Source organism: Pedobacter africanus (assembly GCF_040548825.1).
Taxonomy (GTDB): domain Bacteria; phylum Bacteroidota; class Bacteroidia; order Sphingobacteriales; family Sphingobacteriaceae; genus Pedobacter; species Pedobacter africanus_A.
The window spans coordinates 851,635-866,785 of sequence record NZ_JBEPSL010000001.1; the positions used below are offsets into that span (position 1 = coordinate 851,635).

Genomic DNA, 15,151 nt, shown 5'->3' on the forward strand with positions numbered 1-15,151 from the left:
CGAGGCCATAGCCGGGCTTTGATCGTAATAAAAGTAAAAAATGCGATCATCCATCAAACTTCACCTGGCTGCTGCTCAAGCGGAAGCCAAAGTAACAGTTCAATCTGTCAGTCATTACCATGCACATATTGAACTGTTTGATTGTACGGTAAAGCGCGACATTGAGATAGATTATTCTGTACCCGAACCGGCAATCTTTATGTATGTTGAGCTGAAAAAGAACAGCTGTTATTTGTGCTACAAACCTGTGGGAAATTACCGTAGAAAGGTCTCCGCCGGAGTAAACCGGATCATGCTGATTACTTTTAGAACAGACTGGTTAATGTACAAATGCCAGAAATTACCCGAGCTGAATGCCATTACTGCTGCAGTTTCCAATCCAGCGGCAAGGCAGATGAGTCTTCCGGCCATTGGTATTGGCCGAAGTTTATTTGCTGCCTTGAGGAAGATGGACAGGCCTGGCGATGATCCTGATGATGCTGCCTATAACTTTATCAGTGGATGTATCAATAAGTATTATAGTAAGTTACAATACCGCAATCAGAAAAGTGCTGAGATCTCTGCTTTCGTAAAGCAAAACTTTAATTCTGATGTGGTAGAGAAGATGCCTGAACTCGCTTCCCGGTTTTTTGTCTCTGAAAGGACTATGGCCCGTTTGGCCGATGTTACTTTCGGAATGCCGCTCCACACGCAGGTTATTAAACTGAGAATGGACTATGCGCTTGAACTGCTGTTGACCACCAGGAAATCAATTTTTGAAATTGCAGCTTTGAGCGGGTATTCAGATGCGCATTACTTTGGCAAGGCTTTCAAAAAATATTTCGGGGAATGTCCTGGACTTTTGAGAAGAACGCGCAGGAAAGCCCGAAGGATAGAGATACAGGTAGGGGCTTGGGTCTCAGGATGAAGCTTCACTGAATACCATATTCAGCATCTTTGCTCCGCCTTCTGCTTCGTTGATGTCAAAAGCGCCAAAACCCAGCATCATGTGATTGGTTTTGATGGAAGTTTTCTGGTTGTTGGGATGGTAGGGTACAGGGATGCCGCCATCGTCCAGCTTTTTTAGCATTACGTTCAGGTCAAACTTCTCATCGAATTTGAGCCAGAAAGTAAGGCCATGTTCCGGTATGGCATAGGTTACAAACTTGTGCAGATAGTGGTTCAGGATCAGGTGCAGTTCATCGCGATAGGTTTTTGATTGTAACCTGATCTGCCTGGCATAGTCGGCCATGTCACCTTTGGCTATCATTTCGGCAAAAGCCTGTTCTTTAATAATGTCCCTTTCTTCTATAGGTTGGGCGGGCAGGGTCTGCAGTTCATTGATAAATTGAACCGATGCCACTACAGCGCGTAAGGATTGCGCATCAGAAGTGGCCTTGCTTAGGGCGGCCATATAAATTACAAAACCATCGTGATCATAACAGGCCAATGGTTTATAGGGGGTAGTGCTGTACCAGAATTCGTGGTCATCCTCTTCCTCAATAATGCACATCCGGTGTTTTTTTGCCAATTGTACAAGCTGTTTACAGCTATCTTCGGACAATGTAAAACTTTCAGGAAAGCTGCATTGAGGCCTGATGTGTATCGCCCTTACCCTGGTGTGTTTCAGCATCTGTTCTATGCGTTCTATAAAGTCGGGATCTCTGCGGCTGATGGTAAATACGTTGGCATTGCGCTTTAACAATGCAGCTAGTAATTTTGAGTCGTGAGGGGAGGTGTTGATCACCACATCACCGGTATTGATCAGAATTTTAAACACCCTGTCGAGTGTACTTTTTCTGCCCTTAACTACATCCAGCATATTGTATTTTAACCCGAAGCCCCGTTTACGGTTTAAATAATCTACCATATTGTCTTTCAAATACCTGGCATCGTAGGTATTTAATAGTTCTGCCTGGCTCAGCTTTCGACTTTCTTCGCGGAAGCGATTGTAATATTCGGAAAACTTGTCTTCAGGAAAGGCCGCAGGGCTGGGAAAATCTGTACCAACGGCAACAAATGGTGCTTCTATAAAGGCTGGTTGGAAAATATCCTCTTTTTTATTGATGTATATCAGTCCGGCCGGGAAGTGTTCTGTAAAACCCGAAGTTCTGTGTGGGATATCTTCTGAAGGATTATTGGCGGAAACAATAGTACCGGAGCCTGGATTGCTGGCCAGCCAGTTGCCATCGATTAGTTTGATGTAAGCCCTTCTTACTGAACTTTCACTAATCTGATTGAGCTTTGCTAAAGATCGGTATGCGGGCAGGTGGTCTCCAGGCTGGAGGTTCTTGATTTTTATTAAATCGATGATGAATTCCTCAATCTGACTTGTGCATTTGGCTTTGTCTAAATTCGGAATTACCCAGTTCATACTGTATTTATTCTTCATATTTTGAGCATTAATTGAGAGTTGATAATCTTAATCAAATGTAAACTAAAAGATTAAAAATAAAAAGAGATTATAAATTGCATTCAGCAAAAATCTTATAAGTGCGTTCAATTATCCTCAAATAAACTGTTGAACTTTATTAAAGTTTGTTGAGACACTAATTTTTTTACAAAAAATACACTAAAGATGATTGACTGTCAAAAGAATTACGGACCTGATCTGACAAAGGACATTGTAGAAGTGTTAAAGGCTTGGAAGCCAATAGTACTTGATCAGGATCAATTGGTTTATGAAGCTATAAATATTATGGCTACGCACCATTGCAAATCCCTGCCGCTCCAAAGAGATGGCCGTTGTATTGGCACCATCCGCATGAAGGACCTGATCAGGTTTATTGAGGCTGGCCCGACACCTGAAGTGATCTGTCATAAATTGAATTACACCCTCTATAGCGCATTGCACATCATCAGCAAAGGATTTAAGCAAGCATAAAATTCTGTTAATATATCTATCCATCACGCTCCATTTTTTTAACCCTCGCTTTTTAAAAGAAAGCACCTTAACAATCTCAAACCCATGGATACCTACAAAAAACAATTGATTGATGAACAAATTATTCCATTTTTTAATCAACCCTCAACAGATGAAAAACTAATAAATAGTTTATATGTTATGTGCCATTTGCATACAGCAATAGGGCGGCAGATATTGGAAAGACCTGGTTCTTTTGAAGAGGGCCGTTTATGGTTTTCTGTCGACTCGATGGTACAGGCTTATTACTATTGTAAAAACAAACAATGTAAGTGGGGCACCCGTATCTGGAAAAAGCGGGAATTTGCTATCGATAGCAGCAGCTTTTTGCATAAGGAGCCCCGTACAGATTACATCGAAATACTGGAAGCGGGCGAAGTACTTTCTATAGCTTTTACTGATCTGCTTAAACTGATGGATGCCCATCCTGTAATTAAAGCTAAAGTGCAGGAAATTACAGCATGCAACGAAAGATACTATCATTACCGTACCCAGCTTTTAAACAAGCCGCCGTTGCAGCGGGTGCAGGAATTTGAAGCTGAAAACCCGCTGTTTATAAAAGTTGCAGGCAAAGAAGCTGTGGCTATGCACGTAAGCCTGACCAGGCAGGGATATTATGCGCAATTAAAGAAAATGGCTTTTGCCGAAATAGATTAGCAGTAAACAGGATTACACTTTTTTGTAATCCTGTTGCTAACGCTGCCTGCAGAAGAGGCGTAATTTTGCTAGTCCAAACCAAAACCATTTTTTTATCCCTAATCATGAAAAAAAATTATATCGTTAACCTCTTGTCGTTCTTACTCGTTCTGTTATGGATTTATGCTGCCATAAACAAACTGATGGACTTTGAAAAGTTCAAATTACAACTGGAGCAATCTCCAGCATTAACCGGCTTTGCTGCCGCAATTGCACTGGCAGGGCCCGCTATAAAAATTATCACCGCAGTGCTGCTGTTTATTCCCCGGACCAAGCTGATAGGTCTTTATGCTGCCTGCGGATTGATGGTGATGTTTGCCCTTTACATCATTGTTATTTTAAATTTTAGCGGGCACCTTCCATGTGCATGTGATGGGTTGCTGAAAAACATGGGCTGGAACGGCCACCTGTTGTTTAATGTTGTATTTGTGCTGATTGCTGTTACCGGGATTATTTTGCAGACCCGGTCTAACAATAAGAAAGCCAGCTAAGTAACGTAAACAGGATTACATTTTTTTGTAATCCTGTTGATAACGCCCCCCTTGAAGATGCAGTAACTTTGAGGTATAAATTAGAAAAGAAAAACTGACTTATTATTAACGCATTCTTAAAACAACACCTATATGAAACCTGCCATTTATAAGCCGTCACTATATTGTTTTTTAATCTTTACTGAAGAGTAGGCCAGGCTGGTAGCGAGAGCCAGCCTAGGTTTACTTTTCTCTCTCGCAGCTTGAATAGTGAAATTAAATAATGACAAAAATTATTAAAATGGAAACAACATTGAATAAGCACTCGAAAGGATGGATGTCGGATAAGACGAGAAGGGTAGTGGTAGATGTAATTTGTTACCTGTTTGTATTGTTGTTTTTATATGCGGCTACTAGTAAGCTTCTCGAGTACGATAAATTTCAGCTGCAGATCAGTAAGTCACCAATTATAACGGATTTTGCAAGTGTATTGGTATGGCTGGTGCCAGGATTGGAGATTGTAATCTCCATTATGCTATTGATTAAAAAAACAATTACCGCAGGGCTCTATGCTGCCTTTATGTTAATGTCACTGTTTACCTTTTACATCTACGCGATTTTGAACTTTAGTGACTTCATACCTTGTTCTTGCGGAGGTGTCCTTGAAAATATGAAATGGTCTGAGCACTTTATATTCAACATTGTCTTTATAATATTAGCAATCTTGGGGATTTTGCTACAAACTAAAATTAAGCCTAAAACACTCGGCTAGACGCAAATTTATAGAATTATGAAAAGAATTGTTTTTGCTATACTAGTAGTTACAGTAGCTGCCAATAGCACTCTTTCGCAGAGTTTTCGAGCCACATCTGCGCCCGGGGGGTCTGTATTTGATTGTATATCTGCACCACATCCTTTATGCATTTCATTTTATCCAGTTTATTATAACTCAGGACCGTTGGAAGGAGAGCGTGTGCCTGATGGTGACCCCGCATACAATTTAAATCTCATTTTAAATTAAACAATAAATTCGAAAGCATAATAAATCTATGATCACAGTATTGGTACAAAATAAAACTAATTAGTTTCATTATGAAAAAAGCTAAAATCTTCTCTGTATTATTTTTTCTAAGTATTGTAGTAATAACTGGGTTATATCAATATTCAAAATGGGATAAGCGTGAAAAGAACGGATTCGAACGCAAATTTGTCTTGAATAAAACTAAATATCTAACGCAGTTACGATTAAGAAAGGATAGTTACCAATTTGCTAATATAACTCAAAATCAAATAACCCTTTATGATTTTAGAAATCCCCTCGAAATGGTGAATTTTCCTCTTGATTTGTCACAAGTAAAAGAGTTTTCTGTTAAATTACCATCTGACAAGGAAAAATCTCCTGGAATCACTTCTTATACGTTCGCTAGTTCTAATATTGTTCTTTTAGATGGGAAATCTCGAATGGGCTATAAGTTTAGTAACGATTTAAAAAATGTGTCAAGGAAGGAAATAGACTCACAATATTTTTACCAGTCTAAAGCGATTACGCCAAATTCCTTTATAATTAGCAGCGAAATGATGGATCATGGAAATAAAAGAAAGGTTTTGAAAAAAGTAAGTTGGGATGGGAAAAAGATCAGCGAATTTATTCCAGAGAAACAAATTGATGGGATTTTTTGCACAGATGGCTTTTTTAATTATGATGATAATACTAAACAACTGATATATGTTTACTACTATCGCGGACAGTTTATCAGGCTTGATTCCAATTTAAATGCTAAATACTTTGCAAAAACGATCGATACAGTAACGCATGCGGACCTGTCATTGAAGAAAGTTAATAACGTTACAACGCACCTGAAACCTCCTCGGCAAGTAAACAAAAAAGTAGCTCAAGGAAACAATTTAGTCTTTATTCAGTCAGCTTTAAAAGCTGATAATGAAAAAGATAGTGATTTTGATAATTCAATCGTAATTGATGTTTACGGGTTGCAAGAAGGAAAATATGAATATAGTTTCTATCTACCTAAAATAGAAAGAAAGAGATTAACAGATATAGCCATATTTAAAAATACAATTGCGGTTATTTATCAGGACATAATAGCTGTCTACAAAATCAGAGCGTGAACATCCTTTAGAATATTCAAAAATCTATTAAAAAATATTTATTGCGCAATTAAATCAGGGAAAGCCGAAAACCTGGAAAAGAGTAGGTAAACAACCATAAATTAAAACAAAATGAAAAGAATCATTTTTGCTGCATTAGTAGCCGTAGTGGCTGTTGGCAGCGCGTTCGCTCAAAAACCTTTCCGTTCAACTCCAACTGGTGGAACTACATTTGATTGTCTTGCTAATCCAAGCCCTCTATGTTCATCATTGGGTACAATTTACTACAATATCGGTGATCTTGAAGGACAAGCTGTGCCTTCACAAGATGCAGCCTACAATCTGAACATTGTACCATAAGTAGGATAAGGTATTTAAAGGTCAGCAGTAGGCTGGCCTTTAAATTCTAAATAGCTGTTAAAGAGTCTCTGATCATTTTTGCCACACCTGCACTATTTACGTAAATATCCAATAGTGTTATTCTTGAGATCAGCTTCCCATCTTTATTGACCAATAGAATAAAAGGGAAAGCGTTTGCATTGTAGTATTTAAGCATAGGATGGTTCCACGAAATATTTCCTGTAGTTAACTCAATAGCCCCTTCCTGACTAAACTTCTTACTCCTAATAGCTTTAAACCATTTTTCTCTAGTATTATCGGTGTTGACACTAAGGATTTTAAATTTCGGATTATTGATGAATTCTGGATGAACTTTCTCTCTAAACTTTTCCGAAAAAAGTGCACAACCAGAACATCCGAGAAATGAAAAGTCAATCATAAAGACTTTTCCTACCATGCTTTTTAGACTAACAAAATTTCCTGAGGTATCCTGAAAAGAAAAGTCATATATCTTGCTTCCTTTTGAAAATAATAATTGTGAACGGAGTGCCTCTTTAAGTTCGGGCATAGAAACAATTTTAAGAGCTTCATTTAAACAAGAGTCTCTGCTGGAATTGTCTGAAATATATTGACTGAGTAATGGGTAGGTAAATATTTGCGTTAGAAGACATTCTTTTAAAGCACCATTGTCCATTTTCTTAATTTCATTGTATTGATCGGTAAAGGCATAAAAATTTCCTAATTTTTTTAATTTTACCTCAAACATAGCATCAAAGGATCTGCTTAATTTGTAATTTCGACTATATTTTATCAAAGGGTCAGTAGAAATAGGGCGTAAAAAAGTAATTTTTGAAAAATAGAAATCACTAAGCAATTGTTTTGCCTCTTTACTGTTAAAGCTGTCGAGAAGCAAATTAATGTAATAGCGGAAGTTATTATAAGAACTTAATTCGTATTTGAAAAATGTTGAAATATTCGCTCCTAGCAGAGCTTCATTTTCTATTATAGAAGCATTGTTTTTCAAAAGATCAACTTTAATGTCTTCGAATAATACGTTTAGAAATTCTCTAAACTTTGTTGATTTATAAAAATCTGAATCTTTTAAATCATCTTTAAGAAGATCGTTTTTTTTCTTTTGATTAGATAAAAAATCTCTATTTCTATCATTTAAAAGAGTTAGAACTTTATATTTCTCAGATTTAGGCCCCGAAAAATCCAAAATCAAGTTCATAAAACTCGATTTTGGATTTGAATTTTTTTTGAAAGTAATTACCAAGTGGTCTGCAGGTTCAGCATACAAAATATCTGAACTTTGGATGTCTCTTTTTTCAAAGTCATAAAAAGCGGTAATCTGAAAAGGAATAATAGGCTGATTTTTTGGTAAGTATAGCAGAAAGTCACCGGTAGCATTTTTTTTTAAGACGATATTTTCCAAATTAGACTCGACAATTCCATTAAAAACTTTAACTAGGATGCTATCAGGCATTTCTTCATTGGCCGAAGGATGTAAAACAATCGCTGCCTTTGAGTTACCTATAACTTGTCCAGATACTGGATGGTTTGTAAAGGACAAAAAAAATAAAACATGGATGATTAGCTTTTTCATAAGTTTGATTAAGAGTTTTAGTAATAGACTAGTACCCCAAATTCTGGCCAGAATTTGGATTACCAGTAATTTCAGCATTAGGTAGTGGATATAATACATCGGTATCTTTCCATGTAATTCCCTTTAATGGAGAAAGAACGGTTGAGGCTCGACCACTCCTCTTAAGATCCAACCATCTGTGACCCCATTCACAAAACAATTCTATCCGTCGTTCCTTTTCAAGTGCTAATAAAGCATCAGATTTATTCAAGTCTAATGGGAGGGCGGGAATTGAATTGGATGGGGTTCCGTTTGGTAATGGCCTTTGTCTAATCACATTCAGATCTGTAATGCCCAATGAAACATTTCCATTATTAATTCTTGCTTCAGCTCTAATTAAATATAACTCTGCCAATCGGATGACCATTGAATACTCTGATACTATTCCATTTGTAGTTGTTCTGATCTTATATTTATAAGGATAGTTGTATGTACCCGTTGAATTTGTATATATTCCTGTCCACTTTACTTTTCTATTGTCGCCAGTTTCAAAAATCTTCATAAGCCCTTCGGAAAGAGATATATTGGCTGGGGTACTGACTAGAACATACACTGCGCCATCCCTAGTATTGCTTCCCGCATTTGGCATTAATTGCCATATAGCTTCCTTACTGTTTTTTAAAAATATTTTGTCTAAATCGTCCATTAATTCGTATGTGGGCTTTTGATCTATTACTTCTTTAGCCTTTTGAGCAGCAAGATCCCAGTTTTCTAAATAAAGATATACTCTCGCTAACATAGCTTTTGCTACCCATTTATTTGGCCTAACCCGCTCATTAGTTACATAAGATGAAGAAAGAAGATTTTCTGCATCATTTAAATCAGCGATAATCTGATCGTAAATTTTCTGCTTCGAAGCCTTTGATGCTATTTTATTAACTCTATAATCTGAGGTAAGATTTAAAGGGACGTCTCCAAAAAGATTTACAAGATAGAAATAGCTAAATGCCCTAATAAATTTTACTTCACCTTCAAGTTGCTTCCTGACATCATCACTCAAACCATTTGGGCTCTGAAGACCTTCCAATATAGAATTTGCTGAATAAATACCAGAATATACATTGTTCCATACGGCTTCAATATAACCACTGCTTGAAGGAACTTCATTTCTATAAAAGGCTTCATGTAAAGGATTATGACTTTTCAATTCGTCAGCTGAAAGTCCAGCTAATACACCTACGGATTGCTCGCTTCCAGAAAATGGATTAAGTGTTGTTGCCATTATTCGGCTATAGATACCAGTCACAGTAGAAGTGGCAATTTCATTATTTGCAAAAAGTTCACTAGGAGTAATTGAATCTTTTGGTGAATCAATTTCTAAAAACTTTTTACACGATGACATAAAAAGTATACCATTTATCAATAAGATAAGAATCGGGGTTCTACCGATTTTGTTTATTAATTCCGACCATTCTATCTCGCATAATAAAGATTTTAAAAAAGGCATATTTTTTTTAGTGATTTTTTGCATGATTTTGTGGTTAAAGTGTGAGCTGTAGCCCGGCAGAAAATACCTGAAGGGATGGGAGGTTATTGGCGCTGAGCGTTTCTGGATCTAAACCTTTGTAACTTGTAATAGTTAATAGATTCTGTCCCTGCAGAAAAAACCTGGCATTACTTATTTTTAGTTTTTGTATGAACTTTGTAGGTAAATTGTAGGAAATTGAAATGTTCTTTAGTCTTATAAATGAAGCGTCTTCGATAGCAAGACTTCCAGAACTGACGGCATTGCTATGAGTCGAGAATGCTGAGAATGATGTGGTGTATTTTTGAAATCTTGAATTATCTCCTGGATTTCTCCAATGATCTGCAACATCACTTGTTTGATTTCCAACTGGACTTGACGCAAAAAACATTCCTGCAGGAAGAAAATGTGCAGAACTTAGCCCTGATTGCTTTACAAATTGAAATAAAAAATCTAATTGAATTCCGTTATGGGATAGAGAGTTTTGGAGGCCACCATAATAATCGCGTCCAATGAAGCGTATATTACGAGCATCTTTAATGAATTCAATAACACCATTTTTGTCGTAATCTTCAATAACACTTAAACCACTTTGACCATCAACATATGTGTTATATAATTTTTTGATCGTAAGGGGATAGCCAATTTCATATGCTCCAGCTTGAGAGCTAGTTGTTAATCCCGGATATGATTCTAACTTGTTCTTCGGAATAGTTAAATTAATTGAAGTAGACCACGTAAACTTACCTTTAGAATAGTTATTTGTATTTAATGTAAATTCCCAACCAGTATTAATAACTTTTGCAGGTAGGTTATCTCTAAAACTTGCAAAACCAGTACTTGGCGTAAGTGACGTCAAAAGCAGTTGATTTGAAGAATGGTTTCTATAATGGTCTATAGATAGATTGATCTTATCCTTCAGGAACCCTAATTCTAATGCTATTTCAAGCTTTTTGTTAACTTCCCAAGCTAAATTCGGATTTCGTAGCTGAGAAGGAATGACAGAAGACACTCCCTGATATGTGCCTGATGGCCTCCATAAACTAATATAAGCATAATCACCTATTTGATCATTCCCAGTGATACCATAGCTGCCACGTAATTTGGCGAAACTCACAAATGGCAGATTATCTTTAAAACAATTTTCATTACTGACAAGCCAGGCAGCACCTATTGCACCAAAATTCGCAAAGCGATTATCAGTCCCGAAACGGCTACTTCCGTCCCTTCTAGCTGTTGCATTAAGAATATATTTATCGCGAAAAATATAGTTAACTCTACCAAATATAGCAGTGTACCGATATTGTAAATATGTTCTAGCGCTCACTGTCAAAATTGATGCTGCCGCAATATTTCCCATTAACGCATCACTTGTATATCCCGACCCTTGTACTTCTTGTCCTTCCGTAATATTTTGCTGAAAAGTCGTGCCTACTAACATATCGAGTTTTCCCATTCCAATTTGTTTGCTCCAATTGGCCTGGGCTTCTGTGATCCAGCTGTTGAGCGAATTATTCGTGAAAAATGATTGCCTTTGGGCAGAACCATAATTAAAGGCGGGGCTAAATGTTGTAAGTGGTAGCATACTGATTTCACGCCTATCCATTTTGGTATACCCCATGCTTGCCTGTACCTTCAAATCAGAGATTATGTTGTAACTAACCAGTGCATTGCTTATGAGATTATTTGTCTTAGCGTTGAAAGGTCTTTGGGTTTCAGCTATCGGATTCATATACATTCTAGCCACACCACTTTCATTATAATCCCAATTCAATCGGCCTTTTTCGTCGAGAAGTGTCGGATAGTTTGGAACTAATCGGATAAATTGTGTTAGATCTGTGGTAAATAAATTACTATTAATTTGACTATAATTTGAGTCAAATGATGCCCTCAATTTTTTATTGTCCGAAGTATACTGCAAACTAAAATTACCTGCCCCTCTTTTATATGAATGTTCACCGGGAAATACCGTACCTTCGATATAATAATTAGCGCCCACCAAAAAAGTTATGTTATTAGCTCCTCCTGAAAGGGATGCTAGAATATTTGTAATTGGTGCTGTTCCACCAATTAACTCTTTTTGCCAATCTGTATATCTACTTTGATCCCAAGTACCGTTTATATCATAATCTGTAGTTGAAGGAGTTAACTTATCGTTTGCAAAAGCTTCTTTTCGCATATCCAAATATTCATCAGTATTCATCAAATCTAATTTCTTGCCTACTTTTGAAATACCTTGATTAATTGAAAAAGAAGCCTTAGCCTTTCCAATTTTGCCTCGTTTTGTTGTAACTAGAACTACGCCGTTTGCTCCTCTAGAACCATAGATCGCAGTAGCGTCAGCATCTTTAAGAATCTCGATGCTTTCGATATCGTTAGGATTTATACTAGCGAGGGGATTAGCTCCTCGTGTTGAATAAATGCCGTCCTTAGATCCTCCCAAACCAACTGAGGTAAAAGGAACCCCATCAATAATATAAAATGGTTCACTTCCATTCGAAATACTGTTTTGCCCTCTAATTCTTATTGAAAAACCACCGCCCGGTAAACCGGTAGTTTGAACTATTTGCATTCCAGGAATATTAGCCTGCATCGCCTGTAATATGTTGTTGACTGGTTGTTTTTCAATATCTTTTGAGGTTATTCTTGAGATTGCTCCAGTTCTTTCTTTATCTGGTACAGTATAATAACCAGCATTTATTTGGACTTCTTGTAGCCTGTCAACGCTGATTTTTAATATGATAACACCTATGTTTTTTATAGCTTTTATTTCTTGAGGCTGATAGCCCATAAAAGAGATTTGTAACGTTGTATTTTCTTCTATATTCTTTAACAGAAATTCTCCATCTGAATTCGTAGCTATAGAGGCAGTTCCGCCTTTAACTTTTATTATGGCACCAACCAAGGGCTCATTTTTTTCATCAACAACCTTACCTCTTACATCAATCAACTTAAACAAATCCATCACTTTATCTACAAGCGAAGGTTCGTTCTCTTTCTGCTTGATAAAAACCATTTTGCCGTCAATTGAAAAGGAGAGGGGGAGCTTGCCAATGCACTGGTTCAATACGTCCTGTATACTCGATTTCCTGAAATTGGCATCGATAAGCTGATTGGCATTCATACTTCGCTCGTTCCAAAGGATATTGTATCCGGTTTGTTTCTTTACCTCTTTAAATACCTGAGATAAAGGCACCTGTTTTTTTACGTAGGTGAATTTTTGCGCCAGGGTAGAAGCACTTACCTGTAACATGCTGATTATTAATATAACGGTGGTTAGGCGCATTATAAGCAGTATCTTATAGACATACCGGTTAAGTATATCAGGTTTGTTGATATAATTTTTATACATTTGTTTAGGCTGTTAAGTTGATGGTTTCCTGATTATCATTTTGACAGATATTGGCCAGTTGTGTTGCAATCACTTCTGGCCTTTCTTGTCTAAAGGAGTAATACTGCGTTAAGTAAGGCAATCTTCTGGTAAAATATGCTTCATATTCCGTTGGTTAAGGTTAGTTGATCTATTCATTTAACTTTTTACAATTCTATCCTGGCCGGGAAAGTACCTTTCTCCCGGAATAACTTATTGAGTGCGCTAATTAAATTCAGATTTTATGTTACATGGCAACAAAGACTTTCTTCCCCGTGACCCTAAATTTTACATTGCTTGTTTGTTCCAAAGCGTTTAACACTTTGGAGATCTTATCATACCGTGACAGCACCCCTCCAAATAATTCCTTACGAGCCTGCTGATTTTCGTAGATTACCTCTACGTTATACCATCGGGCTACTTTTCGCATAATGCTCTCTAAATCCTCATTTCTGAACACAAATTCGCCCTTTATCCAGGAAACTGCCTCGTCTGTATCTACTTTTCTAACCTTAATAACAGAGCCGTTGTTAATGCCTTGATCCCCAGGTTCCAGAATGGTTTCCTCGGCCTGCAGAAGCGGAGAGGTAATGCCCACTGAACCTTCCAGTAACGTGGTTTTTATATCTTTTTCGTCTGTATAACAATTGATGTTAAAATGGGTCCCCAATACCTTTACTTCCTGGTTTGCGGTTTTCACTATAAAAGGCATTTTTCTGGCCCGTTTCTTCATCCCAAAAACAGATTTTACCTGAGCAACCTCAAAATAGGCTTCCCCAAGCAGCAAAACCCTGCGTTCTGCCAGTCCCTCAAAGGTAGATGGGAAACGAAGTGTGGAACCAGCATTGATCCATACATTGGTGCCATCTGGCAATGCAATATGGTATTGACCACCTCTAGGAGTGGTTACAGAATTTAATCCCTTATACGGATTTGAAGACACCTCATTTACAGAAACCAAAGCCGGTATAGAATCCCGGGTTGGTGCCGCTTTGATGTCAGGGTTAAATACATAGGTCAATTGCCCATCTGCTGCTTTAATGATCTTCACACCCCGGTCAACTGCAAGCTCTCCGTTTTTAACATCTCCAAGGTTTATCTTTTTGCCATTGGCCAGAGTAAGGGTAGCCTGGTTAGATCCCGGCTCTATATCATTGGCATATTCTTCTATTTGTGGTTTACCTGATCTGAACAGCAATATAGCAAGGCCACCTACAATTAAAATGGCGGCCGCCCAGCCTGTCATACGTAAAACCGGGTTAAGTCTTTTGGGCTGCTCAGGAATTTTTGCACCCCTGATCTGGAGTTCATAGAGATCGGACTCTACAGCAAGTAAATCCTGTTCAGTAATCTTTGTGTTGATGAGGTAACCTTCTACAAGAGCGAGCTCTTCCGGAGTACATTCACCAGCTTCATATTTTTTTAGCAAGTCATTAGCGTTAAAATTTGCCATTATATGTTGTTTTGGTATTTATACGACTGTAAGCTAATTCCGGGTTCAAATAATATTAAAAAATTATTAATTTTTATTTGAGTATGCCTTTCAGCAATCTGAACAGGCTTTTTTACAGCATCCATAAAAGAAATAATAAAAAGAGGTGAAGTTTGCTACGCAGAATTTTAAGCGCTCTGTGTAAATTTGTTTTCACCGTATTTTCGGGCATGTTCAGGTATTCCGAGATCTGTTTTCTGTTCATATCTGTTTTTCTGCTCAACTCAAATACCTCGCGCATTTTTTCGGGCAGGGCGGCAATTTCTTTTTCAATTAAGGTAGAAAGCTCATTGTGCCGGGCCAGGTGGTCGGTGTTGTTTTGGGTCTGGTTCAGGTATTCCTGGAAATGGTCTGCATACTTATGCAGTACCTTTTGATGTTTGTAATGGTCAAGAATTCGGTTTTTTACTACGACAAAAAGAAAAGCCGCCAGCTCTCCCGGAATATTAACAGTAAACCGTTTTTCCCAAATACCTGCAAAAGCATCATGCACCAGATCCTTCGATAATTCTTTATCGTTAAGACGGCGATAGGTAAAGGAAAATAATAAGGTAGAATAACGATTAAAGATTTCTATAAATGCAGTATCGTCTGAAACCCTCAAAAGCCCGACCAATTCTGCATCAGAAAGTTCCTTATAATCTGCCATTCTAAATACGTCTAAGT

13 protein-coding genes are annotated in these 15,151 nt (G+C 37.5%); 7 read left to right on the forward strand and 6 right to left on the reverse strand.

Annotation, left to right across the window (positions count from 1 at the left end):
* Nucleotides 1-40: 40 nt before the first annotated feature.
* Nucleotides 41-907 carry a helix-turn-helix transcriptional regulator gene (locus ABIE26_RS03395; RefSeq protein WP_310140002.1) on the forward strand — a complete coding sequence of 289 codons (867 nt, stop codon included), beginning with the start codon at nt 41-43 and terminating at the stop codon, nt 905-907.
* Here ABIE26_RS03395 and ABIE26_RS03400 read toward each other — a convergent pair.
* Complete coding sequence (locus ABIE26_RS03400; RefSeq protein WP_310140000.1) at nt 899-2,371, reverse strand: PLP-dependent aminotransferase family protein; 1,473 nt, start codon at nt 2,369-2,371, stop codon at nt 899-901. The genes ABIE26_RS03395 and ABIE26_RS03400 overlap by 9 nt on opposite strands.
* A gap of 186 nt (nt 2,372-2,557) precedes the next feature.
* On the opposite strand from ABIE26_RS03400, the gene ABIE26_RS03405 reads away from it, so the two are divergent.
* From ABIE26_RS03405 to ABIE26_RS03430, 6 genes are all read left to right on the forward strand, one after another.
* Nucleotides 2,558-2,863 (forward strand): CBS domain-containing protein, encoded by a 306-nt coding sequence (locus ABIE26_RS03405; RefSeq protein WP_310139998.1) that lies wholly within the window; start codon nt 2,558-2,560, stop codon nt 2,861-2,863.
* An 84-nt stretch (nt 2,864-2,947) separates the two neighbouring features.
* Entirely contained in the window at nt 2,948-3,559 is a 612-nt protein-coding gene (locus tag ABIE26_RS03410; RefSeq protein ID WP_310139997.1) for a hypothetical protein, read from the forward strand.
* Between the two features lie 104 nt (nt 3,560-3,663).
* On the forward strand, nt 3,664-4,089 hold the full coding sequence (locus ABIE26_RS03415; protein WP_310139996.1) for a MauE/DoxX family redox-associated membrane protein: 426 nt from the start codon (nt 3,664-3,666) through the stop codon (nt 4,087-4,089).
* 280 nt (nt 4,090-4,369) lie between these two features.
* Complete coding sequence (locus ABIE26_RS03420) at nt 4,370-4,840, forward strand: MauE/DoxX family redox-associated membrane protein (protein ID WP_310139994.1); 471 nt, start codon at nt 4,370-4,372, stop codon at nt 4,838-4,840.
* Between the two features lie 320 nt (nt 4,841-5,160).
* Nucleotides 5,161-6,195: a hypothetical protein gene (locus ABIE26_RS03425; RefSeq protein ID WP_310139992.1), complete on the forward strand. Its 1,035-nt coding sequence runs from the start codon at nt 5,161-5,163 to the stop codon at nt 6,193-6,195.
* Between the two features lie 111 nt (nt 6,196-6,306).
* Nucleotides 6,307-6,534, forward strand: a complete 228-nt coding sequence (locus tag ABIE26_RS03430; protein WP_310139991.1) for a hypothetical protein — start codon at nt 6,307-6,309, stop codon at nt 6,532-6,534.
* A gap of 46 nt (nt 6,535-6,580) precedes the next feature.
* Here the strand turns inward: ABIE26_RS03430 and ABIE26_RS03435 are convergent, their stop codons facing one another.
* From ABIE26_RS03435 to ABIE26_RS03455, 5 genes are all read right to left on the reverse strand, one after another.
* Nucleotides 6,581-8,119 carry a TlpA family protein disulfide reductase gene (locus tag ABIE26_RS03435; protein WP_310139990.1) on the reverse strand — a complete coding sequence of 513 codons (1,539 nt, stop codon included), beginning with the start codon at nt 8,117-8,119 and terminating at the stop codon, nt 6,581-6,583.
* 28 nt (nt 8,120-8,147) lie between these two features.
* The gene (locus ABIE26_RS03440) at nt 8,148-9,629 is read right to left on the reverse strand and encodes a RagB/SusD family nutrient uptake outer membrane protein (RefSeq protein WP_310139988.1); all 1,482 of its coding nucleotides are present in this window, start codon (nt 9,627-9,629) and stop codon (nt 8,148-8,150) included.
* A 10-nt stretch (nt 9,630-9,639) separates the two neighbouring features.
* Nucleotides 9,640-12,876: a SusC/RagA family TonB-linked outer membrane protein gene (locus ABIE26_RS03445; protein ID WP_310139987.1), complete on the reverse strand. Its 3,237-nt coding sequence runs from the start codon at nt 12,874-12,876 to the stop codon at nt 9,640-9,642.
* 364 nt (nt 12,877-13,240) lie between these two features.
* Nucleotides 13,241-14,446, reverse strand: coding sequence for a FecR family protein (locus ABIE26_RS03450; RefSeq protein ID WP_310139986.1), 1,206 nt, complete (start codon nt 14,444-14,446; stop codon nt 13,241-13,243).
* A 112-nt stretch (nt 14,447-14,558) separates the two neighbouring features.
* Nucleotides 14,559-15,134, reverse strand: a complete 576-nt coding sequence (locus tag ABIE26_RS03455) for an RNA polymerase sigma factor (RefSeq protein ID WP_310139985.1) — start codon at nt 15,132-15,134, stop codon at nt 14,559-14,561.
* Nucleotides 15,135-15,151: the final 17 nt, after the last annotated feature.

Coding starts and splice junctions, on each gene's coding strand:
- ABIE26_RS03400 (WP_310140000.1), bottom strand. CDS start 2,371: ATGAAGAATAAATACAGTATGAACTGGGTAATTCCGAATTTAGACAAA.
- ABIE26_RS03455 (WP_310139985.1), bottom strand. CDS start 15,134: ATGGCAGATTATAAGGAACTTTCTGATGCAGAATTGGTCGGGCTTTTG.
- ABIE26_RS03450 (WP_310139986.1), bottom strand. CDS start 14,446: ATGGCAAATTTTAACGCTAATGACTTGCTAAAAAAATATGAAGCTGGT.
- ABIE26_RS03420 (WP_310139994.1), top strand. CDS start 4,370: ATGGAAACAACATTGAATAAGCACTCGAAAGGATGGATGTCGGATAAG.
- ABIE26_RS03440 (WP_310139988.1), bottom strand. CDS start 9,629: ATGCAAAAAATCACTAAAAAAAATATGCCTTTTTTAAAATCTTTATTA.
- ABIE26_RS03405 (WP_310139998.1), top strand. CDS start 2,558: ATGATTGACTGTCAAAAGAATTACGGACCTGATCTGACAAAGGACATT.
- ABIE26_RS03410 (WP_310139997.1), top strand. CDS start 2,948: ATGGATACCTACAAAAAACAATTGATTGATGAACAAATTATTCCATTT.
- ABIE26_RS03425 (WP_310139992.1), top strand. CDS start 5,161: ATGAAAAAAGCTAAAATCTTCTCTGTATTATTTTTTCTAAGTATTGTA.
- ABIE26_RS03430 (WP_310139991.1), top strand. CDS start 6,307: ATGAAAAGAATCATTTTTGCTGCATTAGTAGCCGTAGTGGCTGTTGGC.
- ABIE26_RS03395 (WP_310140002.1), top strand. CDS start 41: ATGCGATCATCCATCAAACTTCACCTGGCTGCTGCTCAAGCGGAAGCC.
- ABIE26_RS03435 (WP_310139990.1), bottom strand. CDS start 8,119: ATGAAAAAGCTAATCATCCATGTTTTATTTTTTTTGTCCTTTACAAAC.
- ABIE26_RS03415 (WP_310139996.1), top strand. CDS start 3,664: ATGAAAAAAAATTATATCGTTAACCTCTTGTCGTTCTTACTCGTTCTG.
- ABIE26_RS03445 (WP_310139987.1), bottom strand. CDS start 12,876: ATGTTACAGGTAAGTGCTTCTACCCTGGCGCAAAAATTCACCTACGTA.